This is a genomic window from Maricaulis maris (genome assembly GCF_003634045.1).
In the GTDB taxonomy this organism is placed as follows: Bacteria; Pseudomonadota; Alphaproteobacteria; order Caulobacterales; family Maricaulaceae; genus Maricaulis; species Maricaulis maris.
In genome coordinates, this window is sequence record NZ_RBIM01000007.1 from 39,726 (window position 1) to 62,526 (window position 22,801).

At 63.8% G+C, this 22,801-nt stretch carries 21 protein-coding genes; 11 read left to right on the forward strand and 10 right to left on the reverse strand.

The features are described 5' to 3' along the window. The first annotated feature begins 86 nt into the window (after window positions 1-86). The 4 genes from C7435_RS14125 to dxs all read left to right on the forward strand — a co-directional run bounded on the left by C7435_RS14125 (window position 87) and on the right by dxs (window position 3,591). Window positions 87-335 (forward strand): exodeoxyribonuclease VII small subunit, encoded by a 249-nt coding sequence (locus tag C7435_RS14125; protein ID WP_075191096.1) that lies wholly within the window; start codon window positions 87-89, stop codon window positions 333-335. A gap of 23 nt (window positions 336-358) precedes the next feature. Next, a complete protein-coding gene (locus tag C7435_RS14130; RefSeq protein ID WP_121212196.1) occupies window positions 359-691 on the forward strand; it encodes a tRNA-binding protein in 333 nt (110 codons plus the stop codon). A 72-nt stretch (window positions 692-763) separates the two neighbouring features. Next, complete coding sequence (locus C7435_RS14135) at window positions 764-1,651, forward strand: polyprenyl synthetase family protein (protein ID WP_121212197.1); 888 nt, start codon at window positions 764-766, stop codon at window positions 1,649-1,651. Between the two features lie 14 nt (window positions 1,652-1,665). After that, a complete protein-coding gene (gene dxs / locus C7435_RS14140; RefSeq protein ID WP_121212352.1) occupies window positions 1,666-3,591 on the forward strand; it encodes a 1-deoxy-D-xylulose-5-phosphate synthase in 1,926 nt (641 codons plus the stop codon). Window positions 3,592-4,208: 617 nt separating this feature from the next. Here the strand turns inward: dxs and C7435_RS14145 are convergent. Together C7435_RS14145 and C7435_RS14150 are read right to left on the reverse strand one after the other, a co-directional pair. Further along, complete coding sequence (locus tag C7435_RS14145) at window positions 4,209-5,063, reverse strand: universal stress protein (RefSeq protein ID WP_121212198.1); 855 nt, start codon at window positions 5,061-5,063, stop codon at window positions 4,209-4,211. Window positions 5,064-5,073: 10 nt separating this feature from the next. After that, a complete protein-coding gene (locus C7435_RS14150) occupies window positions 5,074-6,582 on the reverse strand; it encodes a SulP family inorganic anion transporter (protein WP_121212199.1) in 1,509 nt (502 codons plus the stop codon). A 568-nt stretch (window positions 6,583-7,150) separates the two neighbouring features. Between C7435_RS14150 and C7435_RS14155 the strand changes: the two genes are divergently transcribed. Then, entirely contained in the window at window positions 7,151-7,885 is a 735-nt protein-coding gene (locus tag C7435_RS14155) for a TlyA family RNA methyltransferase (RefSeq protein ID WP_121212200.1), read from the forward strand. A gap of 31 nt (window positions 7,886-7,916) precedes the next feature. On the opposite strand, the gene C7435_RS14160 is transcribed toward C7435_RS14155, so the two are convergent. From C7435_RS14160 to C7435_RS14180, 4 genes are all read right to left on the reverse strand, one after another. After that, the gene (locus C7435_RS14160) at window positions 7,917-8,666 is read right to left on the reverse strand and encodes a hypothetical protein (protein WP_075191090.1); all 750 of its coding nucleotides are present in this window, start codon (window positions 8,664-8,666) and stop codon (window positions 7,917-7,919) included. Window positions 8,667-8,855: 189 nt separating this feature from the next. Further along, complete coding sequence (locus C7435_RS17020; RefSeq protein ID WP_147422711.1) at window positions 8,856-10,211, reverse strand: hypothetical protein; 1,356 nt, start codon at window positions 10,209-10,211, stop codon at window positions 8,856-8,858. 140 nt (window positions 10,212-10,351) lie between these two features. Continuing rightward, a complete protein-coding gene (aroC, locus tag C7435_RS14175; protein WP_121212202.1) occupies window positions 10,352-11,443 on the reverse strand; it encodes a chorismate synthase in 1,092 nt (363 codons plus the stop codon). 49 nt (window positions 11,444-11,492) lie between these two features. Continuing rightward, window positions 11,493-12,002, reverse strand: a complete 510-nt coding sequence (locus C7435_RS14180) for a hypothetical protein (protein ID WP_121212203.1) — start codon at window positions 12,000-12,002, stop codon at window positions 11,493-11,495. A 531-nt stretch (window positions 12,003-12,533) separates the two neighbouring features. Between C7435_RS14180 and pdxH the strand changes: the two genes are divergently transcribed. Beyond that, complete coding sequence (pdxH, locus tag C7435_RS14185) at window positions 12,534-13,208, forward strand: pyridoxamine 5'-phosphate oxidase (RefSeq protein WP_121212204.1); 675 nt, start codon at window positions 12,534-12,536, stop codon at window positions 13,206-13,208. 25 nt (window positions 13,209-13,233) lie between these two features. Further along, complete coding sequence (locus C7435_RS14190; protein ID WP_121212205.1) at window positions 13,234-14,025, forward strand: DUF1499 domain-containing protein; 792 nt, start codon at window positions 13,234-13,236, stop codon at window positions 14,023-14,025. A 159-nt stretch (window positions 14,026-14,184) separates the two neighbouring features. Here the strand turns inward: C7435_RS14190 and C7435_RS14195 are convergent, their stop codons facing one another. Together C7435_RS14195 and C7435_RS14200 are read right to left on the reverse strand one after the other, a co-directional pair. Next, window positions 14,185-15,099, reverse strand: coding sequence for an MBL fold metallo-hydrolase (locus C7435_RS14195; protein WP_121212206.1), 915 nt, complete (start codon window positions 15,097-15,099; stop codon window positions 14,185-14,187). Next, a complete protein-coding gene (locus tag C7435_RS14200; protein WP_233350789.1) occupies window positions 15,096-16,073 on the reverse strand; it encodes an ATP-grasp domain-containing protein in 978 nt (325 codons plus the stop codon). Before C7435_RS14200 ends, C7435_RS14195 begins: the two co-directional genes overlap by 4 nt. A gap of 337 nt (window positions 16,074-16,410) precedes the next feature. Between C7435_RS14200 and C7435_RS14210 the strand changes: the two genes are divergently transcribed. After that, the gene (locus tag C7435_RS14210) at window positions 16,411-17,346 is read left to right on the forward strand and encodes an ABC transporter permease (RefSeq protein WP_121212208.1); all 936 of its coding nucleotides are present in this window, start codon (window positions 16,411-16,413) and stop codon (window positions 17,344-17,346) included. Further along, the gene (locus tag C7435_RS14215) at window positions 17,343-18,248 is read left to right on the forward strand and encodes an ABC transporter permease subunit (protein ID WP_121212209.1); all 906 of its coding nucleotides are present in this window, start codon (window positions 17,343-17,345) and stop codon (window positions 18,246-18,248) included. Before C7435_RS14210 ends, C7435_RS14215 begins: the two co-directional genes overlap by 4 nt. Window positions 18,249-18,334: 86 nt before the next feature. Here the strand turns inward: C7435_RS14215 and C7435_RS14220 are convergent, their stop codons facing one another. Together C7435_RS14220 and C7435_RS14225 are read right to left on the reverse strand one after the other, a co-directional pair. Next, window positions 18,335-19,063, reverse strand: coding sequence for a hypothetical protein (locus C7435_RS14220; protein ID WP_075191079.1), 729 nt, complete (start codon window positions 19,061-19,063; stop codon window positions 18,335-18,337). 15 nt (window positions 19,064-19,078) lie between these two features. Further along, window positions 19,079-19,681: a hypothetical protein gene (locus C7435_RS14225; protein WP_121212210.1), complete on the reverse strand. Its 603-nt coding sequence runs from the start codon at window positions 19,679-19,681 to the stop codon at window positions 19,079-19,081. Between the two features lie 131 nt (window positions 19,682-19,812). Here C7435_RS14225 and C7435_RS14230 point away from each other — a divergent pair, with 131 nt between their 5' ends. Continuing rightward, entirely contained in the window at window positions 19,813-21,447 is a 1,635-nt protein-coding gene (locus C7435_RS14230) for a peptide ABC transporter substrate-binding protein (RefSeq protein ID WP_075191077.1), read from the forward strand. Between the two features lie 75 nt (window positions 21,448-21,522). Next, window positions 21,523-22,749: a DUF3667 domain-containing protein gene (locus C7435_RS14235; protein ID WP_075191076.1), complete on the forward strand. Its 1,227-nt coding sequence runs from the start codon at window positions 21,523-21,525 to the stop codon at window positions 22,747-22,749. The last annotated feature ends 52 nt before the right edge of the window (window positions 22,750-22,801 follow it).

Here is a 22,801-nt window from a genome sequence, read left to right on the forward strand (position 1 = left end):
GATTGCCGCGCACCGTCGGGCTTCCTATGGTGTCCGGCAATTCCGCCCGAACCGACACCCGGACCTTTCGAATACGGAGAGAGTTGATGGCAGCCGAGCCGCATGCCGATATTGCCACCCTGAGCTTTGAAAAAGCCCTTGCCGAGCTGGAAGGCATTGTCCGCCAGCTCGAGTCGGGCGAGGTCGAGCTGGAGCGCTCAATCGAGATCTATGAGCGCGGCGCGGCGCTGCAGGCGCATTGCGACAGCAAGCTGAAGGCGGCCGAGTTGAAGGTCGAAAAGATCGTCCGCGGCGAAGATGGCCAGCCGACGACCGAACCGGCCGGGCTGGACTAGTCGTGGCTGACGAAGATCCCGGCATGGCGTCGATCGAGGATTTCCTCAAGCTCGACATCCGCATCGGCACGGTGGTGCAGGCCGAACCCTTTCCGGAAGCGCGCAAGCCGGCGATCCGTCTGTGGATCGATTTTGGCGGCGAGTTGGGGACGAAGAAGTCCTCGGCCCAGATCACGGCCCACTACACGCCGGACGCGCTGATCGGCCGGCAGGTGCTGGCGGTGGTGAATTTTCCGCCGCGCCAGATCGGTCCGATGCGCTCGGAAGTGCTGACACTCGGCGTTTCTGATGGCACAGGAGAGATCGTGTTGATGGCGCCGGACCAGCCCGTGCCCGACGGGTCGCGACTGCATTAGCGACACACGAACAGCAAGATCGAGGCAGGTGCCTTGGGGGAGCCCTGACGGGCAGGCAGGACAGGCAGGTCGATGGAGACTTTCGAACAGCGACTCAACGAGCATGCCGACCGGGTGACGGTCGCGCTCGATGCCCTGTTGCCGCGGGCCGAGGGGCCGGAAGCCCATCTCAATTCGGCCATGCGTTATGCGGCCCTCGGACCGGGCAAGCGGCTGCGCCCCTTCCTCACCATCGAGGCCGGCCATCTTGTTCATGCCGATGAGCGCGGCATATTGCGCGCCGCCTGTGCGCTGGAATGCATCCACGCCTATTCGTTGATCCATGACGATCTGCCGTGCATGGATGATGATGATGTGCGCCGCGGCCGTCCGACCGTGCACAAGGCCTATGACGAGGCGACGGCCGTGCTCGCCGGCGACGGGCTGCAATCGGTCGCCTATGAAATCCTCGCCCATCCCGACACCCATCAGCGCGGCAGTGTCCGGGCCCGTCTGGTCGAGCGCCTGTCACGGGCGTCGGGTCCCTATGGCATGGTGGGTGGCCAGATGATCGACATCCGGGCCGAAACCGAACAGTTCGACATTTCTGTTGTCACCCGCATGCATCGCATGAAAACCGGAGCGCTGATCTCCTACGCGGTCGAGAGTGCGACCATCCTCAAGGATGTCGACGAGTCTGTACGTCGGGCGCTGGAGGGGTTTGCCCATGATCTTGGCTTGGCTTATCAGATAACGGACGATCTCCTGGATGCCACGGGCAATGCGGGCGAAGCGGGCAAGGCCGTCGGCAAGGATGCCGGTCAAGGAAAAGCCACCTTCGTCACCATTCTGGGAGTGGAAGGCGCGCGTGACCGTTCGCGGCACTTGGCCGCACAGGCCAAGGACCACCTTGAACCTTTCGGCGCACGAGCAGATGTTTTGAGAGAGGCCGTCGATTTCATCCTCGCGCGGCGCTCGTGAAAGGCCGCATGTCCATGGCACTGAAAACCCCGATCCTCGACACCGTCAATTCACCGGCAGATCTCAAGAATCTGCCGATCGACCGACTCAAGACGCTGGCCGATGAGCTGCGCGCCGAGACGATTGATGCAGTGTCGGTCACCGGTGGCCATCTGGGCGCCGGCCTCGGCGTGGTCGAACTGACCACCGCCCTGCACCATGTCTTCGATACCCCGACCGACACGCTGATCTGGGATGTCGGTCATCAATGCTATCCGCACAAGATCCTGACCGGTCGCCGCGACCGCATCCGCACCCTGCGCCAGGCCGGCGGCCTGTCCGGCTTCACCAAGCGTTCGGAAAGCGAATACGACCCGTTTGGCGCGGCCCACGCCTCGACCTCGATCTCGGCGGCGCTCGGCTTTGCCGTGGCGCGCGATCTCAAGGAAGAAGACCGCAATGTCATCGCGGTCATCGGCGACGGCTCGATGTCGGCCGGCATGGCCTATGAGGCGATGAACAATGCCGGCCATATCGGTGGCCGGTTGATCGTCATCCTCAACGATAATGACATGTCCATCGCCCCGCCGGTCGGCGCGATGAGCCATTATTTTGCCCGCCTCGTTTCCTCGCAGGGCTATCGCTCCATCCGCAAGCTCGGCAAGGGCGTCGCCAAGGCGCTGCGCGTCGAGGAGGCGGCACGCCGGGCCGAGGAATACATGCGCGGCATGGCCATGGGCGGCACATTGTTCGAGGAGATGGGCTTTCGCTATGTCGGCCCGATCGACGGCCATGATCTCGACCAGCTGGTCCCGGTCCTGCGCAATGTGCGCGATGGCGATAACGGCCCGGTCCTGATCCATGTCGTGACCCAAAAGGGCAAGGGCTATGCCCCGGCCGAGGCGTCTGACGACAAGTATCACGGCGTCGCCAAGTTCAACGTCATCACCGGCGAACAGCAAAAGTCCAAGGCCGATGCGCCGTCCTACACCAAGGTCTTCGCCCGGCAATTGATCCGCGAGGCCGAGACCGACAGCCGCGTCGTCGGCGTCACCGCCGCCATGCCGGGCGGGACCGGGCTAGACCTGTTCGGGGAACGCTTCCCGGACCGCATGTTCGATGTCGGCATTGCCGAACAGCACGCCGTCACCTTCGCCGCCGGCCTCGCCGCCGATGGCATGAAGCCCTTCGCGGCGATCTATTCGACCTTCCTGCAGCGCGGCTATGACCAGGTGGTCCACGATGTGGCGATCCAGAAACTGCCCGTCCGCTTTGCCATCGATCGGGCCGGCCTGGTCGGCGCTGACGGCGCCACCCATGCCGGCAGTTTTGACATCGGCTATCTTGGCGCCCTGCCGGGCATGGTGCTGATGGCCGCGTCCGACGAGCTGGAATTGTCGCGCATGGTGAAAACTGCGGCGCTGATCGATGACGCCCCGTCCGCCTTCCGCTATCCGCGCGGCAATGGCACCGGCATTGAAATTCCCGACCAGATCGAACCACTGGAGATCGGTAAGGGCCGTGTCGTCCGCGAAGGCTCACGCATCGCCATCCTGTCGCTCGGCACCCGCCTCGAGGAAAGCCTCAAGGCCGCCGACGCGCTGGCCGTACAGGGCTTCTCGACCACCGTCGCCGACGCCCGCTTCGCCAAACCGCTGGACGAGGACCTCATCCTGCGTCTGGCGCGCGAGCACGAAGTCCTGATCACGGTGGAAGAGGGCGCGGTCGGCGGTTTCGGCGCTTTCGTGCTGCACCTGCTGGCCGACAAGGGCGCCCTCGATCGCGGCCTGCGCATCCGCACCCTGACCCTGCCCGACACTTTCCAGGACCAGGAAGCCCCGTTCGACATGTACGAAACCGCCGGCCTCAACGCCCGCCACATCGCCGCCAAGGCGCTGGAAGCCATGGGCAAGGATGATGCGGCAGCGGAACGTGTGGCGGCGGCGTTGATCGCGGGGTAGGGGGCTGGTTCGCTTTCTTCCCCATTCCATGGGGAAGTGGGCCGAGGCGCAGCCTCGGGTCGATGGGGTCGAGCGCAGCGAGAGACGCCCATGCCGCCTTCGGCGTCACCCCTCCGTCTCGCCGTCATGCGGCGATCCACCTCCCCACAATGTGGGGAGGAAAGCGACGAAAAATGCGAGACACCGGGACATACACCAATTGTCGCGCACCTCGCGCGCATCAACCCATACATCACTTGTCAGCCAGCGGGCCGTATCGGGGTCTTCAGGTCAAGGGCGCCGCAGGCGCCGCTTCGCGGGTATGCCCCTTGAGCTGAAGACCCCGATACGGCTGTCTCCCGGCAAGTGAAGTATGGCCGGGTGTGCGCCGGGGCGCCTTGCTTCCCAGAGATTGATCCATCCCTCTACCGTCATCCCACGGTGACCGCGAAGCGGGCATCCGGGGGACCTTGGCTTGCCGGCTGACAGGATGGTCGAGGTCCCCCGGACAAGCCGTCGGATGACGGAGTTTGGGGAGGTTTTCTCGTCTCAATGACCCACATTTTGTCATCCCGGGTGGACGCCCCGCCTTCGCCGGACACCCAACGGGGATGACAAACATCCCTATCGGAACTGCATCACCGGAACAGCATCAGCGGGATGTGGCAATTGCGGATCATGTCTGTCGTGGTCGAGCCGATCACCAGATTGCGCAGGCGGGAATGGCCGTAGGCGCCCATCACCAGAAGCGAGATGGCTTCGTCCTCGACATAGTCGACGATGACGTTTTCAGGCTCGCCGGTCCGGATGGCCGTGGTGACATTGTGGCCGGCGGTCCGCAGCTCATCGGCGGCGGCTTCAAGGGCGTCGGTACGACCGGGGTCGTCCTTGCCGACTGTCAGAAGGTGTAGCGGGATGCCCTTGAAGAGCTGGCCGCCGGCAATGTGGCTGACGGCTTTCCTGGCGCTGGCGCCGCCGTCAAAGGCGATCAGTGCCCGTTCGACCGGGACGAATTTGCGTGAGGCGACCATGACCGGCTTGTGGGCGGCGCGGACAATGCGTTCCAGGTTGGAACCGAGATGCTCCTTGGCGAAATCGGCGGCCTCGCCGCGCTTCCCGACCAGGATGAGATCGGCGTCGCCCTCGACCTGTTGCAGCGCTTCGACCAGATCGCCGTGGCGCAGGCGGCGGGACACTTCCGGTACGCCGTGGTCAGCGAGATAGGCGGCTGCCGCGTCGAGGATGGCGTGGCCGCGTTCCTTGGCCAGCTTGGCGCGTTCTTCGTCATGGGCGGCGAGCTTGTCCAGCAGGTCATGCTTGGCGCCCAGGCCCAGCGAGCCGGACAGGTTGGTCGGCAGGCTCTGGGTGTCGCGGCGGCCGAGCACGTGCAACAGCTCGATCTGGGCGCCCATCGTGGTGGCGACCCAGGCGGCGTGATCGCACACGCTTTCGCCATAGACCGAACCGTCGACGAGAAGGATGAGTTTGGTCATGGAATTTCCCCTAATGGCCCATCAGCTTGTCCAGCGCGCCGGGCGTGTCGTGAATGCCCAAACGGTCGACCAGGGTCTTGCTGGCCTCGTTCATGCCGAGCAGTTCGACCTCGGCCCCCTCGCGGCGGAATTTGAGCACCGCCATGTCCACGGCCGCGACGCTGGAGAGATCCCAGACATGCGCCTGGCCGAGATCGATGATGACGGTATCGACCGCATCCTTGAAATCGAAGGCCCGCAGAAAATCTTCCGACGAGGCGTAGAAGAGCTGGCCGTCGACGCGATAGGTCCGGGTTCGCCCGTCGGCTGACACTTCGCTGGTGACCGTGAAGGCGCGCGAAATCCGCCAGGCGAAGAAGAGCCCGCTCAGGAGCACACCGACGCCGACGCCAATCGCCAGGTTATGGGTCGCGACGACGCCGATCACGGTGGCGATCATGACGAAGCTGGAACTCTTGGGGTGGTCGCGCAGATTGCGGATCGAGCTCCAGGAGAAGGTCCCGACCGAGACCATGATCATGATCGCGACCAGGGCCGGCATCGGGATCTGGGCGACCAGATCGCCCAGCACCAGGATCATGAACAAGAGGACCGAACCGGCAGTGAGGGCCGACAGGCGACCGCGTCCACCCGATTTCACATTGATCACCGATTGCCCGATCATGGCGCAACCGGCCATGCCGCCGAAGAAACCGGTGATCGAATTGGCGATACCCTGACCGATACATTCGCGATTGCGGTCGCTGGGTGTGTCGGTGAGATCATCGACAATCTGCGCCGTCATCAGCGATTCCAGCAGGCCGACGGCAGCCACCGCGGCTGAATAGGGCAGGATGATCATCAAGGTGTCGAGATTGAAGGGAATGTCCGGGATCAGGAAGACCGGCAGCGTCGTGGGCAGATCGCCCATATCCCCAACCGTGCGCACATTGTCCCAGCCGAAGAAGAGCGCCAGGCTGGTCAGGACGATGATGCAGACCAGCGGCGAGGGGATGGCCTTGGTGATGTAGGGGAAGCCATAGATGATGGCGAGGCCGGCGCCGACCAGGACATAGGTCAGCATGCTGACATTGGTCAGTTCCGGCAATTGCGCCATGAAGATCAGGATGGCCAACGCATTGACGAAGCCGGTGATCACCGAGCGCGAGACAAAGCGCATCAGATCGCCCAGCTTGAGAAATCCGGCACCGATCTGCAGCAGGCCGGCGACCACGGTCGCGGCGAGCAGGTATTGCAGCCCGTGCTCGCGGACCAGGGTGACCATCAGCACCGCCGTCGCTGCGGTGGCCGCGCTGATCATGCCCGGACGCCCGCCGGTAAAGGCGATGATCACCGCGATCGAGAAGCTGGCATACAGCCCGACCCGCGGGTCGACCCCGGCGATGATGGAGAAGGCGATCGCTTCCGGGATCAGCGCCAGCGCCACCACGATGCCGGCCAGCACGTCACCGCGCAGGTTGAAAAACCAGGTGCGGCGGATGTGGTCGAAAAGGGCCGGGTCGAGCGTGGGAAGTCGCATGATGGTGTCCGTTCGTTCGCGCCGGCATCCGGGCAATGGGTGCTCGTTGCGCAGTGTTCTGGCGGCCAAGCCGCAAATGGTCGGAACGCGTTGTGAGATCAGCGTTGCCCCGCAAAGGGCAACGCCGCAGCGGTGCGCGAGGCGATAGCACAGACAGCGGAATTGGCAAACCGGCAAGGGGGAGGAGACAGGTTCTCGCCCATTGAGAGGAAGGACGATCTCTGGCGCTCATGTGCAGCCTGATCCATACATCCCTTGTCAGCCAGCGGGCCGTATCCGGTTCTTGAGGTCAAGGGCGGCGTAGCCGCCGCTTCGCGGGCTTCCCCTTGAGCTCAAGAAGCGGATGCGGCTTTCTCTCGGCAAGGGATGTATGGCGGGGCGTGCGCCCGTGCGCCGGTTGACAGGGCTGGATTGGATCATGCCGCTGCACCCGTCCTTCTCCCCTCGCGGGAGAAGGTGGCCTGAAGGGCCGGATGAGGGGGGAGGCAGCTCCGGTGCAAACCGGCATGGCTCCCAGACCTCGTCTGACGCTATCCTCGCCCCCTACCAGCCTCACCCGGACCCAACCATGCGCGCAGACCTCTACCTCGTCGAACACGGCCATTTCGACACCCGCGCCCGCGCCCAGGCGGCGATTGCGGCGGGGAAGGTTTCGGCGAACGGGGTCACGGTGACCAAGCCGTCGCAGAAGATTGCGGACGGGGCCGAGATCGTCGCCGAGGCGGCGCATCCCTGGGTGTCTCGGGCGGCGCTGAAGCTGGTGGCGGGGCTGGACGGGTTTGGTGTCGATCCGACCGACCGGGTCTGCCTCGATGTCGGATCATCGACCGGCGGTTTCACCGAGGTCTTGTTGTCGCGCGGGGCGCGGCATGTCTATGCGGTGGATGTCGGGCGCGACCAGCTCCACCCCTCGCTTCAGGCTGATCGGCGGGTCACATCGCTGGAGGCGACCGATGCCAGGTCATTGGCCGCCGAGATGTTTTCCGAGCCGCCCTCGCTGCTGGTCTGCGATGCCAGCTTCATTTCACTGCTGAAGGTCATCGCCCGCCCCCTGGCGCTGAGCGCGGCGCGCAGCGACCTGATCGCGCTGATCAAACCCCAGTTCGAAGTCGGCAAGGCCTTGATCGGCAAGGGCGGTCTGGTGAAGAGCGAGACGGCACGCGATGACGCAGTGGCGACCGTGCGTGCGGAATTGGACGGACTGGAGAATTTCTCGGTACGCGCGGTCATGGACAGTCCGATAGAGGGGGGCGACGGCAATCGGGAATACCTTATTGCCGCCGCCCGCAATCACCAAGCCTGAAAGGCGTTTTTGCCTGAGATTGGTGTCTGGATTATTGGCCGTAAGTGTCGGCCGGGCGCCAGATTCCATCCGTGCCCTGACACATATAGACTTGGTCGGTGACGGTCTGGCCGTATTCATTCATGCGACGGGTCTGCGACCAGTGGCAGCTGCCGGTGGCCGAGTTTGTCGGATAGTTCGAGGCCGCGTTGTAGACGCGCGCCGGCTCGGCCCGGTCGGCACCGCCGAGCAGTTCGCCGGACGAGCCGTAGTCATACGTGTCGCCATAGCCGTCATCATAATAGGCGCTGTCGTCATAGTCGGCCTGGTATTGGTCATTATAGTACGGGTCATTGCCATAGCCGCTGTCGCTATATTGGGCGCCGGGCTTGTCGCCGTAATAGGGCTGGTTGACCCGTCCGCGATTGGCGCAATCCTCACCACCGGCGACACCGGCACCGATCAGGGCGCCAACGCCGGCACCGGCGATGGTGCCGACTTCCTCGGCATTGCCGCGATCACGGTGCTGGTAGCGGGCGCCGCGATGACCACGACCCCAGCTGCCATGACCGCCACGTCCGCCGCGTCCATAATGACGGTCGCGACCATGACGGTTGTTATTGCTGTCATCGGCCAGCTCATTGCCAATCACGGCACCGAGAATGCCGCCGATGATGGCGCCGGCGACCTGACGGCCCTGGCGTTCGGACTCGCAGTCCTGATAAGTCTGGGCCTGGGCCATGGACGGCAGGGTGACACTGAGTGCAGTCGCGGCCAGAAGCGTGGGGGTCAACAGTTTCATCTCTACCTCCGTTTCGGATCGGTCCGACGGTATCCGCCGGTGTTGAGTTCTGTTCTAGCGCGACCGCGATGAGCCGTAGATGAACGCCTGCATGACAGTTACGCAAGAAAAAGGCCGACCCTGGCGGGGCCGGCCTTTCCGTCACGGCACCCCACGCACACAGGGAACCGCTATTTCTGCGGAATGCCGCTATTGGTGGCGCGCGACCTGCCAGTCGCCATAACCATCCCGGCACATGCGCACACGGTCATAGGCAAAGGTGCCGTCCGGCATGTAGACTTCGGCATCACCCCAACGGCATTCGACGCCGGCGGAGTAATAGGTCTCGCGGATGATAATCGTGCCGCGGACACCGGAATACGGATTGCCCCAATAATAGGGTTGTCCGTATTCGAAGGCGTAGTTCATCGCGTACTGGTATTGCGCACGGTCGCAATTATCCATCCGGTTCAGGCTGTCGCCGAGGACCGCCCCGAAACCGGCACCGAGCAGGATGCCGGCTCCGACATTGTCGTCGCCGGCGGCAGCGCCGCCAATGATCGCGCCGAGCAGGGCGCCAACCACCGCGCCGTCGCCATTGTTATTGTAGCGGCAGATACCGTCATAATAGGCGAACTGGCGGTTGGAATAGCCATAGTCGTAATAGCGCGTGTTGTAGCGCCAGCGGCTCGACGGCCCCCAACGCCCGTAATAGCGCGAATTCGACCAGCCATGATTCATATGGCGCAACCAGCGCCGCTGCGCCTGGTGGCGTTGGCGGTCATGATAGAAATTGTGGCGGCGCTGCGCGTATTCCCAGCGGCGCGGATTATGGCCGGCGAACGGACGCGATGGCCGTCCCGGGCGGTGGGCGCCGGGGCGGTTCGGCCGGTTGGGACGCGCATCCGGGCGACGATCCCTCGGTCCGCGCGCATCCGGGCGACGACCGGGATTACCCACGCCGGGGCGGCGTCGGTCCGGGCGCGTATCGGGGCGACGTCCGGGATTGCCAACATCGGGGCGGCGTCCGCCGGGCCGGGCGTCAGGCCGTCGTCCGGGATTGCCCGCATCGGGGCGACGCCGGTCGGGGCGTGTATCAGGGCGACGCCCAGGATTGCCGGCATCCGGGCGGCGACCGCCGGGCCGGGCATCGGGCCGACGACCCGGGTTGCCCGCATCGGGGCGACGTCGATCAGGTCGGGTATCGGGGCGGCGTCCGGGATTGCCGGCATCGGGTCTACCGCCGCCGGGGCGGGTGTCAGGCCGGCGCCCCGGATTGCCGCCAGAGGTTGGACGCGACGGCGCCGGGCGGGCGTCATCGCTGCCACGCCCACCGCGTCCGGAACGATCACCGCGACTGCCGCGATTGCGGTCGCCGCGCGTGCCTTGATCGCCGCGATTGCCGCCACGTCGGGCGCCACGGCCGGTTTCATTGCCGCGATCGCTACGGACTTCGTCACCGCCGCCGCGGCGCTGGGCTTCGGCCGGTTCGATGGCGAGCAGGGCCGGCAGCAGGATGAGTGACGCGAGAGAGGCGCCAAGCCATTTGCGCTTGAGCTGCTTCATGCGGTGTTCCTCCACGGGGTCGCGCCGGGCAGACCCGGCCAATCTGCCTGAACCCTAGGATTTCGCGTATGAGCCGAACATGAACGCCGGGTTCACCTTCATGACCAGTCGGCGGATGAACGCGGATGGCCGTGGCTGATTTACCAGGCCGACTGGCCGGCATGGCGGAGTTTCTGGTCGGCCAGAACAAGCGCCGCCATGGCTTCGCCGACGGGCACGGCGCGAATCCCGACACACGGATCATGGCGCCCGCGTGTCTCGATTACGGTCTCCTCGAAATCCCGGTCCAGCGTACGCCGTTCCACCGTGATCGAGGAGGTTGGCTTGACGGCAAAGCGAACGACCAGGTCCTGCCCGGTGGAAATCCCGCCCAACACGCCGCCATTATGGTTGGACATAAAGACCGGCCCGTCCTCGCCCATCCGCATTTCGTCGGCGGCGTCCTCGCCGCGCATGGCGGCAGAGCCGAAACCGGCCCCGATCTCGACACCCTTGACCGCATTGATGGTCATCATCGCGGCGGCCAGTTCGCTGTCCAGCTTGGCATAGACCGGCGCCCCCCAGCCCGCCGGCAGGCCGGCGACCACGACTTCGACAATTGCCCCGGTCGAGGAGCCGGCCCGGCGCAGCGCGTCCATATCGGCTTCCCATAGCGCAGCAGTTGTCGCGTCAGGGCAGAAGAAAGGGTTGTTGGCGACTTCATCCCAGTCCCAGCGGGCGCGGTCGATGGCCCGACCTCCCACTTGCACCAGCGCGGCGCGGATCGAGATGCCGTCGCCCAGCACTTTGCGGGCAATGCCGCCGGCGGCGACGCGCATGGCGGTTTCGCGGGCCGAGGACCGACCACCGCCGCGATAATCACGGATGCCGTATTTCATGTCATAGGTGTAGTCGGCATGGCCGGGCCGCCATTTATCGCGGATGGCGCTGTAATCCTTCGAGCGCTGGTCGACATTCTCGATCACCAGGCTGATCGGCGTGCCGGTGGTCACCGGACCATCGGTGCGGTCATCCTCGAAGGTGCCGGACAGGATGCGGACCTGGTCGGGTTCCTGGCGCGGCGTCACATGGCGCGAGGTGCCGGGACGGCGCAGGTCGAGGAAAGGCTGCAGGTCGGCTTCGCTCAGCGGAATGCCGGCGGGGCAACCATCGACGACGGCGCCGATCGAAGGGCCATGGCTTTCGCCCCAGGTGGTGACCCGGAAAAGATGTCCGAACGTGTTGTGTGACATGGTGTATCCGCCTTGAGTGCGGGCAGATTAGACACAGCTTGGCGTCAGGTCACGCGGCCGACTGCGCTTTGCGGATCCAGCGGGCAAGGCGGGTGGTCACCGAGGGACGCGAGAATTCGTGCATGAAGGCGTCGAGATCGGCGGCATCGGGGAAATCGGGCGTCGGTTCGACCGGCGTCTCCCCCTCGGCCTGAACGCGGATCGTCACACTGATACGGTCTTCGCCAACCGCCGCAAGGTCGGTGCCATCGCGTGTTCCGGCCGGGATGCGCACCAGCAGCGGTTTGTCGCCATGACGCAAGGTCCGGGTCAGTCCGCGCGCCGCTTGGGCCGCACTGATCTCGATCTCGAGGCAGACCGGCGCGTTGGCCCGGATATAGTCCATCGCCGCAACGATCCGCGCGAGTTCGGTGAGCGTGGCCGTCGTCGGTGGTGTGACGTCAGGATGCAAGCGTTTGACGCGGCTGCGAAACGCCGCACGCGCCGCCGCTACACCGTCCATCGGGGCCACCCCGAGGACAGCGAAAGCCGCATCCAAACTCACAACACGCGATGTCATGAGGTTGATCTAGCACGAGAAGATTCCTGAAAGGTTGACGGGCGGGGGGAGGGCTTCGCCAAGCGGGCAGGCTGGATTGGCGCGTTGTCGACGTGGCCCGCGACTTCTGAAAGCTCGGAAACTGGGTCTGTCCCGGTTATTCCAACGCGCAAAAAATGGTATGTGTCCCCATTTATTCACGGGACAGACACAATTAGTGCCCGTCTACGTCTGCGCCCCCGGCGCAAATTCCCCCATAAACCGCTTGCCGAGAGTCCGCCGTATCCGCTTCTTCAGGTCAAGGGCGCCGCAGAGCGGCCGCTGCGCGGTTTCACCCTTGAGCTGAAGAAGCGGATACGGCCTGCTGGCTGACAAGCGCTGTATGGATGGCTCCGCACCGGGCGCCCTTTTTCAGTGGCGAACAGGGAAGCTGCGTGCGCGTGCTTGATGTCGCTGGAAACCGCGCCGTCCGCTGGCGATGGACGCACCGGGAAAGCTTGACGTGCCGGGTCAGGCGCTTACCTAGGCGGACGTGTTCCAGGAGCGCCCCCGATGTCCGACGACAAACTCATCCCGCCCAGTCCCGACGCCGAGACCTATGCCAGGACGGCGGTCGCGACTGCCAATGCCGTGGAAATTTTCGACCGTGAGGACCCCTTTGCCCTGTTCGCCGACTGGCTGACCGAGGCGAAGAAGAAAGAGCCCAATGATGCCAATGCGGTGGCGTTGGCGACGGCGGATGCGTCCGGCCTGCCGGATGTGCGCATGGTGCTCTTGAAGGATGTCGATGTCGACGGTTTCGTCTTCTACACCAATCTGGAGAGCGGCAAGGGCGGGCAATTGGCGGAAAACCCGCAGGCGGCGCTTTGTTTTCACTGGAAGTCCCTGCGTCGGCAGGTGCGGGTAAGGGGGGCGGTCGAGCCGGTCAGCGCCGAGGAGGCCGACGCCTATTTCGCCTCGCGTGCCCGTGACAGCCGGATCGGGGCCTGGGCCTCGAAACAGTCGCGGCCGCTGGAAAGCCGTTTTGCGCTGGAAAAATCGGTCGCCCGCGAAGCGGCCCGCTTCGGTCTGGGCGAGGTGCCGCGCCCGCCGCACTGGTCAGGCTTTCGCATCCGCCCGCTGAGCCTGGAGTTCTGGCGCGACCGCCCCTTCCGTCTGCATGATAGAATGTTTTTTGACAGGCCGGATTTGGGGTCGACTTGGACTGTGAGCCGGTTATATCCCTGAGCTGAACGCCTGAGGGGGCTGAATAGTGGAACGTCTGACCGACATGCTGCGCTTGATCATCCAACCGCTGGGCTGGATCACGGCGCCGCTCGCCCTGCTCACGCCGCTCTGGTTCCTGATCGCGGCGCTTGGCACCAAGTTGAGTTTTTGGGGCTGGGAGTTCGGGCTTTCCTGGATGACGCTCGATATCGGTCCGAAACTGATCCTGGCCTGCGCCATCACGGGTGTCTTGATGACAGTCCTGGTCGTGGCGCATCGTCTGATGACGCAGCGCTGGTTTGGTGTGATCAGCGTGCCGATCCTGGCCCTGCTCATCGCTATCGGCGGTTATGGCGGGCGTTATGTGTTCGATGGCTTGGCCGACAGTCGACCCACGCTGCTCGACGTGACAACCGATTTTCAGGACCCGCCGCATTTCACGCCGGCCTATGCGGCGCGTCGTGGCAGTGCCCAGCGCTCACTGGATTTTGACCCGTCCGGAATGCAATTGCAGGCAGAATATTATCCCGGCATCACCAGTCTGACGGTTGAGCGGGAGGCCGGGGCGGTGTTTCGCGAGGCGCTGATGTATGGCCGCGAGGCCGGTTGGCGGATCGGCACAGCCTCCGACGCGGCCGGCATGTTCGAAGCCGGTGCCGAGAGCCTGATGTTCGGCTTTCGCGATGATATCGCGGTCCGGGTGACCGAGCTGGAGGACGGCCGCAGCCAGGTCGATATCCGCTCGCTGGCCCGCCAGCCGGTCCATGATCTGGGCCGCAATGCCAAGCGCGTCGAGCGCTTCCTGGCGGCGATGGGCGGTGAGGGCGAGGCGGGGTAGGGCCGTCGTTTGCCCAAGCTTGCTATCCCTTGTCATCCCCGCCGGATGTCCGGCGCAAGCCGGACGCAGGGCGGGGACCCAACTGATTGCAACAACCATAATTCCCTGACTTTCGCCCCGCCTTCGCCGGGCGTCCATCAGGGGTGACAATTCGTGCTTTTAAGCCGGTTCCGCGAGCCTGAACGCCGCGCTCAGATCGACCTGGTCGACGGCATCGCTGGCGACCTTGCCCAGTTCCACCAAGTGGATGACATGGGCCAGCACCGAGTGGGCGGCGGCGGGGTGGAGGCGTTTGTCGACATCGGCATACATGATGGCGACCATGTCGCGGATATTGTCATGGCCGTCAGCGAGGCAGGCGAGGATCTGGTCCTCGCGGGCGCGGCGGTGGTCGATATAGGCCTGGATGAAGGGGCGCGGGTCATCGATCGACGGGCCGTGGGTGGGCCAAAGCCTGGCGAAGTTGCGGTCGCGCACCCGCTCAAGCTGATAGAGATAATCGCCCATATGGCCGTCCGGCGGACTGATCACACTGGTCGACCAGCCCATCACATGATCGCCGGAAAACAGCGTGTTCTCCTCATGCAGCGCGTAGCAGACATGATTGGATGTGTGGCCGGGCGTGTGTAGCGCCTCGATCGTCCAGCCCTTGCCGCGGAAGATCTCTTCATCGCCGACTTCGATATCGGGCTGGAAGCCGACATCATCCCCCGCTTCCAGGCGAACCTCGCCGCCCGCGGGCGCGGCCTGTTGCGGACCGAAGCCATAGACCTTCGCGCCATGCCGTGCCGCGAGCGGGTGGGCGAGGGGGGAATGGTCGAGATGGTGGTGGGTGACGAAGACGTGGCTGACGGTCTCGCCCTCGAGCGCCCTGTCCAGCGCCTCGATATGGGCCGGATCAACCGGGCCGGGGTCGATGACCGCGACCGAGCCGTGGCCGATGATGTAAACGCCCGTACCGGTGAAGGTGAAGGGGCCGGGATTGGGCGCAATGACGCGCCGGATCAGGGGGGAGAGCGTGTCGCAACGCCCGTACTCGAAATCGAAATCGCGTACGAAAGGAATTGAACTCATGATGCTTGCTTGGCCGGTTCCGGTTTTGGGTGACCAAGGAATTCCAGGAATGCCGCGGCCAGCCGTCGTGTGACTTTGATCTTGTCATCTAACTGCATCGCGACCGGTGGACCCATATCAGTTTTGTTCACATCCACGACATAGAGGCGCCCGTCATCGCGATTGCGCAAGACGTCGAGGCCGCCCCAATCCAGCCCCATCGCCCGGGTGAAGGCGGCGAGCTGGGCCTTTTCCTGGGCCGAGAAGACATCATCGGTCTCGGCGCATTCAATTTCGTCATTGGAGTTGGAGAAGCGGTTGCCGATCTTGCGGCGCTTGCGGATCACCAGCGGGATATGGCCGTCCATGGTCGGACAACGCAGGTCCTCAACCATGCCACCCGGCACGGTGTTGTCGATCACACGCTGATAGACCCGACCCGCCTTCGGCGCGGTGATCGGTCCCTCGATCACCCGCCCGTCATGGGCGCCGTTGAGCTCGGATTTCTCGACCATCGGGCCGGCCCAGGTCATCGGGTCGACAGACAGGGAATAGCCGAAGGACTGTTCGAAGACGGCCGCGACATGGCTCTTTTCGATGCTTTGGCAGTCGCGATTGATGACCCGGGCATCGGGCGGCACATTGCAGGGTCGGCAGGTCGTGGAATCGTCGAACACAAAGACGGCATCGGCTTCGCCGGGATGGGCCGCGATGCGCGCGCCGGCGGCGTGCAGCACCGACCAGATCAGATACCAGGGACGCGGCCGGTCGGGCGCGAACCAGATTTTCGGCCCGTCAGTGCGCAGGGCCGACTTGATCCGCCAGCCCTCGACGATGAAGTAGAAGGGAAACCAGGACAGGACTTCGCCAATCAGTCCCAGTTTGAGCGGAAGACGGGCACCGGTCTTCTTGACGGTGACGATACCGTCCTGGAACTCGAAATCTCGCCACCACAGCGCACTGTGCATGGATTGGCCTTTCTCGGTCGCCGCCACGCCGCATCCTAGGCATTCGCCGGATACTTGCAATTCACTCCGGATCACGGGCGGCGCGGAAATTGCGTGATCGGGGTGTGTCGTCTGATCACGGGAGGGGAATGTGAACGCGGGTCGTTTCCTAGGCAAGCGCATCTTGCGGCTGGGTTGGCTTATCCTGGCACTGATGTTGGTGCAGTTTTTTGTCAGTGAGGCGACACCCAAGCACACGCTGTCGCGGACGGCCCCCTTGCCCCCACTCGTCGTGCAGGATGCTGCATTACAGCAACAGAGCCTTCATTGACATCACACGTTCCGCATTGAAACTGCGCGAACCTTGGACTGAGCCGAAGATTTCATGCTTGGATTTGTACTCAGGCGCTTCAGTGTCGCCTTCCCGACCATATTGGTGATCATCACGGTCGCCTTTTTCATGATGCGTGTCGCCCCGGGCGGGCCGTTCGATCTTGAACGTCCGATGCCGGAAGAAACGCGTCAGGTGATCCTGGCCAGCTATGGCCTCGATAAGCCGCTGATATTCCAGTATTTCGACTATATGGGGAACCTGTTCCAGGGTGATCTCGGACCGTCGCTGAAATTGCGCGACAAGGATGTTGCGGAGATCATCGCGGAGGGTTTTCCGGTCTCGGCTACCATTGGCCTGTTCTCGATGTTGCTGGCCATCGGACTTGGTACGCTGCTCGGTTCGATCGCCGCGCTGAGACAGAATTCCGGCACCGATTTCTCGGTCATGACCTTTGCCATGGTCGGGATATCGATCCCGCCCTTTGTGATGGGGCCGATTCTGGCGCTGGTCTTTGGTCTCTATCTGGGACTCGTGCCGACCGGCGGGCTGGATCCACGTTATGGCATGACGCCCGACCGGCTGATCCTGCCGGTGATCACGCTGGCCCTGCCGCAGATCGCCATTATCGCGCGGCTGATGCGGGCCTCGATGATCGAGGTGGTGCGCTCCAACTATATCCGTACAGCGCGGGCCAAGGGTCTGTCGGCACCGGCAGTGATCATCCGCCATGCGCTGCGCTCGGCCATCCTGCCGCTGGTCTCCTATCTCGGACCGGCCTCGGCTGCGGTGATTTCCGGTTCGCTGGTGATCGAACGTGTTTTCCAGCTGCCCGGTATCGGCAAGCATTTCGTCGATGCCGCCCTGCAGCGCGACTACACCGTCGTGATGGGCGTGGTCATCGTCTATGCGACGCTGATCATCCTGCTCAACCTGCTGGCTGACCTCTTGTATGGCGTTCTCAATCCGAAGGTGAAGTACGAGTCATGACGACGCTTTACACTCCCAAGGAAAAGGCCGAGCTGATCGAGAAGGCGGCGGTCCAGGGCCGTTCGCTCTGGGATGATGCCCGGGTTCGCCTGATGCGCAACAAGGCCGCGGTCACCTCGATGATCGTGCTCGCCATTCTGGTCTTCCTGGCCACGATCGGCCAGCTGCTCTGGGTGCACGATTACGACACCATTTATCGCGACCGTGTCTGGATCGCGCCGACGATGGATAACTGGCACATCCTGGGCACCGACGCCCAGGGGCGCGACATGGTGGCCCGCATCCTGGTGGGGCTGGGTGTCTCGTTGATGGTGGGCATCGTGGCGACCTTCGTGTCGCTGCTGATCGGTGTGACCTGGGGTGCGACGGCCGGCTTCATCGGCGGCAAGGTCGACCAGGTGATGATGCGTTTTGTGGATATTCTCTATTCGCTGCCCTTCATCTTCTTCGTCATCATCCTGATGGTGACTTTCGGGCGAAATATCGTGCTGATTTTCGTTGCGATCGGCGCGGTCGAGTGGCTGACCATGGCGCGTATCGTGCGTGGTCAGACCATCGCCTTGAAGGGCATGGAATTCGTCGAAGCGGCCCACGCAGCCGGCGTGTCCCGTCCCAAGATCATCCAGCGACACATCATTCCCAACGTGCTCGGCCCGGTCGTGGTCTATGTCACCTTGATGATCCCGGTCGTCATCCTGGCGGAGAGCTTCTTGAGCTTCCTCGGCCTGGGTGTCCAGGAACCCCTAACCTCGCTCGGCCGCCTGATTTCGGCCGGCGCCCAGGACATGGAGCCGGCGCCGTGGACCCTGATCGGTCCGGCGGTGACGATGATGGTGACGCTGTTCTGTCTCAACTTCATCGGTGACGGGCTGCGCGACGCGATCGATCCGAAGGACCGCTAGCGGCGTCTCGCGCTCCTTATGACAACCAAAAAGGCCGCCAGATCACCCTGGCGGCCTTTCTCGTTTCTTATTGCAATGGCGTCGATCTAGCGTTCGCGCTCGACGCGGATGGCCCGGCCTTCACCATTGATCCGCAGCAGATAGCTGGACATCGCGCCGCGGCGGATTTCCGCCGTGTGGCCGTCGCCGCGCGGAATGCGAACGCGGCCCGTGTCGGTTTGGCGCCAGACCTGACCATTGGTCATGTGGAAAACAGTGGTGTTGTAGCCGACCGTCCGGGTGCGTTCGATCATCATCTCGACCCGGAAAACATCGCCGTCATCGGTGCGTTCCACGATCGCGACCGAGGTTTCGGCTGCCGCGGTGGTCGTCGCTGCGGCAGCGGGGGCCGCCGGCGCGGGCGCCGCCGCAGCCGGGCTGGCCGGGGCGTTGGCGGTGGAGGTTGCAGCGGGGGCCGCGTCGGTCATGTCCACCGTGGCGGCGCCCTCCAGCGCATCGTGTTGCTGATCGGCCGCGGCAATGGCCAGGCGCGGCATGCGCAGGCGCGGCAGGGACGGCATGGAGAAGCCGAAACTGTCTCCTTCCACGGCGGCGACGTCGCTGCGGGTGACCGTCATCAACTCACCGCTTTCGCGGTCACCGGCGAGGCGGGCGGCCGCACTGTCGAAACAGGCGAGGCGGGCTTCCGTCTCGTCGATGCCGCGGCAGGCCAGAATGCCGTCGACGGCATCGGCGTCCGACTGCGCCAGAGCGCTGGCCGGCAAGGCGGTTGTCAGGAAAAGCGCGGCAATCGCCGCGTGGCGTGAGACTGTCATGAGACCCTCGATTGATTACTCGACACGTTCGACCCGGAAACGGCGACCGCCATTATCCAAGCGCATGAAATGGGAACCCAGTGCGCCATTGGATATGGTCGCGGTGTAGTCCGTGTCGGCGCGGCTGCGCGTCAACTGGACATAGGTATCGTCGGTCTGACGCCAAACCTGGCCGTTCGCGAGGCGGACAATGGTGTCGCCAGACCGGTTCTCTGAAATCTCGGCCACGGCCAAGCCCTCAATACTCTCGATCTGACCGTTCGTGTCACGCACGATAACACGTTGCGGTGAGGCGCTTGCTGATTCGAGTTCGGCGAGCTCGGCATCCTCGCCGCCACCGGGCAGTGACAGGCCCGGCAGGCGGAATTGCGGGATGGTGAGCCCGTAAGTCGCTTCCTCGGCAGCCTCGATCTGCTCGCGGTCAACGGCGACGACCTCACCGCTCTCGGTCTCCGAGCGGAGGGCGTCCACAGCCGCATCAAGACAGGCCAATCGGGCACCGTCGTCAGCGATGTCCCGGCAGGTGAAGAGCGGGTCCAGTGGCGAGTCGCCACCCTGGGCCAGGGCCGGTGCGGTGATCAGGCTGGCCGGCAACAGAATCAGTAATCGCGCGTTCATGGTCACTCGTGTAAATCTGATAACTTGTTCGACTATGCGCGACCGGTCGGCCAGTGTCGACCGGCCGATGATGTTCGGTTAGAACATCGGCAACCGACTTGTCGTGCCGCTTCGGAGGGGAGACCGAAATCGTGATCCGCACAAAATTTTTCAACACCATCCTCATAACCGCCTCGGCGCTGGCGCTGGCCAGTTGTGGCGGTAGCAACGGGCCCGACTCGTCAAACGTCGTGCTGCACCGGGGGAACAATGCGGAGCCGCTTTCGCTCGACCCGCACAAGGCGTCTGGCACTTGGGAAAACAACATCATCGGTGACATGTTCCTCGGTCTGTTCACCGACGATCCGGACGGTGCGCCGATCCCGGGCATGGCCGAGAGCTGGGAAGTTTCCGAGGACGGGCTGACCTGGACCTTCACCCTGCGCGAGGCCTACTGGTCTGACGGCGAACCGGTGACGGCGGGTGATTTCGTCTTCGCCTGGCAGCGAATCGCGACGCCGGCGACCGGTGCCCAATATGTCTCGCTGCTGTACCCGATTGTCGGGGTCGAGGAGGCGTCGACAGGTGCCGCTGACCCGTCGAGTATCGGTGTGCGCGCCATCGATGACCGCACGCTGGAAGTCCATCTGGTCAATCCGGCGCCCTATCTGCAGGGGCTTTTGACGCACTACACCACCTTCCCGCTGCCGCAGCACGTGGTCGAGGTCTATGGTGATGAATGGGTGCGTCCGGCCAACATGGTCTCGAACGGTGCCTATACGCTCGAGGACTGGCGGACCAATAATTACGTCCACCTGACCCGCAACGCGAATTTCTACGACAATGCCAATGTCTGCATTGACGACGTGTATTATTACCCGACTGTGGACAATTCGGCCGCTGGCCGGCGGGTGCGCAATGGCGAACTCGACCTGAACATGGAATTCCCGGGCCAGCAGATGGAATTCCTGCGCCGCGAAATCCCTGACTTTGTCCGGGTCAATCCCTTCATGGGCACGATCTATTTCTCGATCAACACCACGATCGAGCAGTTCGATGACGTCAATGTCCGCAACGCGCTGGGCATGGCGATCGACCGGGACTTCATCGCCAATGAGATCCTGCGGGCCGGCCAGCAACCGGCTTATTCGATGATCCCGCCGGGCGTTGCCAATTATCCCGGCGGTGTCGAGGCTGAATGGGCCGATATCCCGGTCGAACAGCGCCGCGCCAATGCGCGCGCCTTGCTGGAAGCCGCGGGCTACGGTCCCGACAATCCGTTCGAGTTCGAATACACCTACCGTGCGACCGGCGATAATCCGCGGATCGCGCCAGTGGTGCAGAATGACTGGTCGGCGATTGCTGACTGGGTCCAGCCGGAGCTGATCGTCAACGACACGCAGATCCACTACGACAATCTGCGTGCCTCCGATTTCCAGGTTGCCGATGGCGGCTGGATCGCCGACTACAACGATCCCTACAACTTCCTCTTCCTCGGCGAATACCGTTCAGTGCCGATGAATTATGCCCGCTACAACAATCCGGAATTCGACGCGCTGGTCACCGAGGCCAATCGCGAGCTTGATCTGGAACTGCGCGGCGAGATGATGGCCGAGGCCGAGCAGATTCTGATCGACGACATGCCGATCATCCCGCTCGTCTTTTACGTCAACAAGAGCCTGGTGAACCCCCGGGTTACCGGCTGGGAAGACAATCTCACCAATATCCACCGCACACGCTATCTCTGCTTTGCGGATCTGGAAGAAAGCGACAGCGCAGCCGAATAGGCCCGTTGCGCTTGTCAGAAGCAGCCCTGCCGACCTAGCTTGTGTTCGCGCAACGCCAGGGGGCAGGGCTTTTTCATGACCGGAAGTGACCCAATCAGTGAAGCGGTGGTGGCAGGAAGTGCCGCCGGTGAGCTTGGCGACGCGATCCAGGCTTCCAGGCGCAAGAAGCGTGAGCGCTATTCCGCCTTCGAGGCACCGACGCCAGCGGGTGTCTGCTCCAATTGCGCGACCCAGCTGTCCGGTCCGGTCTGCCACAGCTGTGGCCAGACCGCCGACACCTACCACCGGCCGATCTGGGAATTGCTGACCGATATCCTCGATGGCCTCTTCGGTCTTGAGGGGCGTTTGTGGCGCACGCTTCCGGCGCTCATGTTCAAGCCCGGCAAGATCACCCAGAATTATCTCAGCGGCGTGCGCGCCCGCTATGTCATGCCCTTCCGTCTTTATCTGACGGCCAGCGTGCTCTTCTTCCTGCTTGTCTTTGCCTTTGACGGGATCGGCGGCGGAAGCGATGCACCGGAAACCCTTGACCCCGATGAGGTCGCTGACCTGGAAACCGGCCTGTCCGAACTGGATGCGCAGCTGGCCGCAACGGGACTGTCTGAGGAACAGCGTGCGGCGGTCACACGGAATGTCGAAGCCGGCCTTGAGCAGGCCCAGACCCCGCCGGACGTTCCGCCGGAGGTTCTTGCCATGCAGGAGCAGGCCAGCCGGGATGATATCAAGCTGACCTTCCGCCGCGCGCTCCTGCCGGAGGAATATCCGCTGGAACCGGGCGAAGTCGTCGCGACGGAGGACGGTCCCATTGCGATCGGCGATGGCATGATGGTCGACACGAACGGGTTGGAAGACTTGCCATTGTCGGTTCGCCGGGAACTGGCAGAGCGGACCGACCGCATCATAGATAGCGAGGGCGCCACCCTGGCGGCGGAGATGCAGCGCTGGGCGCCGACCATGATGTTCTTCATGCTGCCGCTCTACGCGCTGATGCTGGCCGGCATGCACTTCTACAAGAAGGGCTATTTCTTCTACGACCACCTTGTCGTGTCGCTGCACTTTCACGCCTTCATGTTCTTCCTGATCACCGGCCTGTCGCTCGCCGCGAACATCATTCCGGGCTGGATCGCGGTCTTCGTCGGCCTGGGTTGGTCGAACTGGTATCTCTACCGGCTGCACCGGACGGTCTATTCACACGGGCGTTTCACCTCGCTCCTGCGTGTGGGCATCCTGGATTTTGCCTATCTGGTCCTGCTCAGTTTCGGCCTGCTCGGCCTGCTGATCGTGGCCGTCATGATGTCCTGAGCAAACGGGGACGCAAAAAAAGGGCCCGCCGAAGCGGGCCCTTTTCATTTGT

Coding starts and splice junctions, on each gene's coding strand:
- C7435_RS14160 (WP_075191090.1), bottom strand. CDS start 8,666: ATGAAACTGTTGACCCCCACGCTTCTGGCCGCGACTGCACTCAGTGTC.
- C7435_RS14130 (WP_121212196.1), top strand. CDS start 359: ATGGCGTCGATCGAGGATTTCCTCAAGCTCGACATCCGCATCGGCACG.
- dxs (WP_121212352.1), top strand. CDS start 1,666: ATGGCACTGAAAACCCCGATCCTCGACACCGTCAATTCACCGGCAGAT.
- C7435_RS14135 (WP_121212197.1), top strand. CDS start 764: ATGGAGACTTTCGAACAGCGACTCAACGAGCATGCCGACCGGGTGACG.
- C7435_RS14145 (WP_121212198.1), bottom strand. CDS start 5,063: ATGACCAAACTCATCCTTCTCGTCGACGGTTCGGTCTATGGCGAAAGC.
- C7435_RS14215 (WP_121212209.1), top strand. CDS start 17,343: ATGACGACGCTTTACACTCCCAAGGAAAAGGCCGAGCTGATCGAGAAG.
- C7435_RS14125 (WP_075191096.1), top strand. CDS start 87: ATGGCAGCCGAGCCGCATGCCGATATTGCCACCCTGAGCTTTGAAAAA.
- C7435_RS14180 (WP_121212203.1), bottom strand. CDS start 12,002: ATGACATCGCGTGTTGTGAGTTTGGATGCGGCTTTCGCTGTCCTCGGG.
- C7435_RS14225 (WP_121212210.1), bottom strand. CDS start 19,681: ATGAACGCGCGATTACTGATTCTGTTGCCGGCCAGCCTGATCACCGCA.
- C7435_RS14210 (WP_121212208.1), top strand. CDS start 16,411: ATGCTTGGATTTGTACTCAGGCGCTTCAGTGTCGCCTTCCCGACCATA.
- aroC (WP_121212202.1), bottom strand. CDS start 11,443: ATGTCACACAACACGTTCGGACATCTTTTCCGGGTCACCACCTGGGGC.
- pdxH (WP_121212204.1), top strand. CDS start 12,534: ATGTCCGACGACAAACTCATCCCGCCCAGTCCCGACGCCGAGACCTAT.
- C7435_RS14155 (WP_121212200.1), top strand. CDS start 7,151: ATGCGCGCAGACCTCTACCTCGTCGAACACGGCCATTTCGACACCCGC.
- C7435_RS14150 (WP_121212199.1), bottom strand. CDS start 6,582: ATGCGACTTCCCACGCTCGACCCGGCCCTTTTCGACCACATCCGCCGC.
- C7435_RS14220 (WP_075191079.1), bottom strand. CDS start 19,063: ATGACAGTCTCACGCCACGCGGCGATTGCCGCGCTTTTCCTGACAACC.
- C7435_RS17020 (WP_147422711.1), bottom strand. CDS start 10,211: ATGAAGCAGCTCAAGCGCAAATGGCTTGGCGCCTCTCTCGCGTCACTC.
- C7435_RS14195 (WP_121212206.1), bottom strand. CDS start 15,099: ATGAGTTCAATTCCTTTCGTACGCGATTTCGATTTCGAGTACGGGCGT.
- C7435_RS14235 (WP_075191076.1), top strand. CDS start 21,523: ATGACCGGAAGTGACCCAATCAGTGAAGCGGTGGTGGCAGGAAGTGCC.